This is a genomic window from Pseudoalteromonas sp. 23_GOM-1509m (assembly GCF_000518425.1).
Lineage (GTDB): Bacteria > Pseudomonadota > Gammaproteobacteria > Enterobacterales > Alteromonadaceae > Pseudoalteromonas > Pseudoalteromonas tetraodonis.
In genome coordinates this window covers 1-2,728 of the sequence record NZ_KI912434.1, presented here as the reverse complement: position 1 = coordinate 2,728, position 2,728 = coordinate 1, and the positions used below count along the sequence as shown (strand labels likewise).

Below are 2,728 nucleotides of genomic sequence, written 5' to 3'. Positions count from 1 at the left end.
CGATGCCCGAGTGGTGGAATTGGTAGACACAAGGGATTTAAAATCCCTCGACTAACAAGTCGTGCCGGTTCAAGTCCGGCCTCGGGCACCACTTTATATTCTTTCCGTAAAATCTAATTAAATCATCATATCTTTATTACTAAGTCCCTTGAAGCACACTAATTTACTACCCCCTGTTGTTAGCAATAATGGTTTGTTGCAAGGTCTGATACATACTCTTGGCTCACCAATAGACTGTCACTGATCACTTCAGACTTTTTTACAAGTTAATCAAGGTGTAGTGTAGGTCGTTAGCTAAATCATAAACTAGACTCTTTAATACCAATTCGCTTAATTAAGCGGTCTATTTTGAGGCAGGAAAAACGGGGTGATAGCTAGGCAAAAAAATCGCTATTTAGTTGTTCTAAATGAGAATTTTTCAACACAGATAGCGACACGTTTAGCCCCGCAAAATGATTGAGTATTATTGCGGATTGGTATAATAAGCGCAGTGTTAGTTATTATGGTTATGCAGTAATGTATATAAACCTAAGCAGGGATGTCGTTATAAGCATTCAGACCTACTACATAGGTTATTAAATTTACTTGTAGGATGCTTATAATGTTTGGATAAGGTGAGCTTATAGGTAGGTTGGGCGGCTTTAATAACGTCTATCTTCACACTAGTAATTTATAAGTGACTACTGTTATCAGTAACTTTTAGATTAAAGTTAAATAAATAAAAAACCCGAAATGACAATGGCCGTTTCGGGTTTTTAACTTGAAGTTATAAAAACTAATTATTTATGCCAAATACCTTTTGGAATAGTTTTATTGAGTTTGTCGTTCTTACTTGGATCAAACGTCGGTAACTTTCCAGCGCGTCGCTGAGCGTTATAATCTTTGGCAAGCCACACCACAACACCAGAGAGCATAAATAATGCGATTACGTTCACTATTGCCATTAAGCCCATAGATACATCAGCTAATGTCCACACTAGTGGTAATTCGCCCAATGCACCAAACATTACCATACCTAACACTAATAACCTGAAGACCAACATGCCAGATGCGTGGTTATGTTCTAAGAATAATAAGTTCGTTTCAGCATACGAGTAGTTAGCCACAATAGATGTAAATGCAAAAAATAAAATAGCGACTGCTACAAATATGGCACCCCAGCTGCCTACATGTTCTTCAAGGGCTGCTTGTGTAAGCGCTATACCCGTTACATCTGAGCCTGGCACTAATTGCTCTGATAATAAAATAAGAGCAGCAGTTGCAGTACAAATAATAATAGTATCTACAAATACACCCAGCATTTGTACATACCCCTGTGAAGCAGGGTGAGGTGGGTTTGGTGTTGCCGTTGCGGCAGCATTCGCAGCACTACCCATACCGGCTTCGTTTGAGAACAAGCCGCGCTTGATCCCTTGGATCATCGCTTGCATTACCCCATAACCAATTGCACCGGCACCCGCTTGCTCAATACCAAAAGCACTTCTGATCACATGCATAAATACATCAGGTAACTCAGTGTAATTTACAGCACACATATAAAGTGCAACCACAAGGTAAGCAGCAGCCATAAATGGAACGGCTAATTCAGCAAATCGAGAAATGGTTTTTAGACCGCCAAATATAATAATACCTGACCCAATAACAAGAGCGATACCGACTATATAGTTAGGGATACCAAAGGCGACTTCAAAAGCCGCAGCAATAGAATTTGACTGTACTGCGTTAAAAACTAAACCAAAGGCTAAAATTAAGCACAATGAAAAGACAACACCCATCCAACGCTTACCAAGTCCGTACTCCATATAATAGGCCGGACCACCACGGAAGTTACCTTCTTCATCTCGTGTTTTATAAGCTTGTGCCAATGTACTTTCAGCAAAGCTAGTAGCCATACCAATTAAAGCAATTAACCACATCCAAAAAATAGCACCTGCGCCACCTAAATAAAGTGCAACGGCAACACCTGCCATATTACCAGTACCAACACGGGCTGCTAAAGATGTACAAAATGCTTGGAAAGAAGAAATGCCGCCGTCAGAGCCTTGACGACTTTGAAACATGACTTTAATCATATGTGGAAACTGTACAAATTGGATAAAACCAAGACGTATTGTAAAAAATAGCCCTGCTGCTATTAATAAGTACACTAAAATATGACCCCATAAGAGACCACTTATACTATTTATTATATCTGTCATGTGCGTTACCTAGTGAACGAGTTGTAAATATCGGGCGCAACTTACCACAAGCACAGTAAATAGTTTAGTAAACAGCGTAAAAAAATGAGTTATCCACAGGGTTTTGTGGGTAACATGTGTGTCTAGGTGGGGTATCTTTGGGGTAAAAATTAAATGCAAAAAAGCCTTTAAAAACGCTTGCGTTAAAATCGATTCGCCCTATAATGCGACCCCACTGAGACGGCAGAGCGCAACGCATAGCGAGGCACTCACTACTCAGTGAGTTGAGTAAAACTTAGTTTCGAAAACTTTCAAGTTTAACAAAATTAAGTGTTGACAAAAAAATAGGAAAGCGTAATATGCGCAGCCCTAGCGAGATAAAGTTAAACGCTTTAATCGCAACGTTCTTTAACAATATAAAGCAATCATCTGTGTGGGCACTCGTACAGATTGAGTTCTAACAGCCAAGCTACTTAGGTAGTGAGGCAAACAAATTTAGAGTCTCAATTTAAACTGAGTGACCAACAGCAATAACTACTTCGGTAGGAATT

Annotated in this window: 1 protein-coding gene and 1 tRNA gene; one reads left to right on the top strand and one right to left on the bottom strand. The window is 39.5% G+C overall.

What is annotated here, in order from left to right; translation table 11 throughout:
* Positions 1 to 4: 4 nt before the first annotated feature.
* Positions 5 to 91: transfer RNA gene (locus tag N523_RS0115585), tRNA-Leu, on the top strand.
* 688 nt (positions 92 to 779) lie between these two features.
* On the opposite strand, the gene N523_RS0115580 is transcribed toward N523_RS0115585, so the two are convergent.
* Positions 780 to 2,198 (bottom strand): alanine/glycine:cation symporter family protein, encoded by a 1,419-nt coding sequence (locus tag N523_RS0115580; RefSeq protein ID WP_028835322.1) that lies wholly within the window; start codon positions 2,196 to 2,198, stop codon positions 780 to 782.
* Between the last annotated feature and the right edge of the window lie 530 nt (positions 2,199 to 2,728).

Coding starts and splice junctions, on each gene's coding strand:
- N523_RS0115580 (WP_028835322.1), bottom strand. CDS start 2,198: ATGACAGATATAATAAATAGTATAAGTGGTCTCTTATGGGGTCATATT.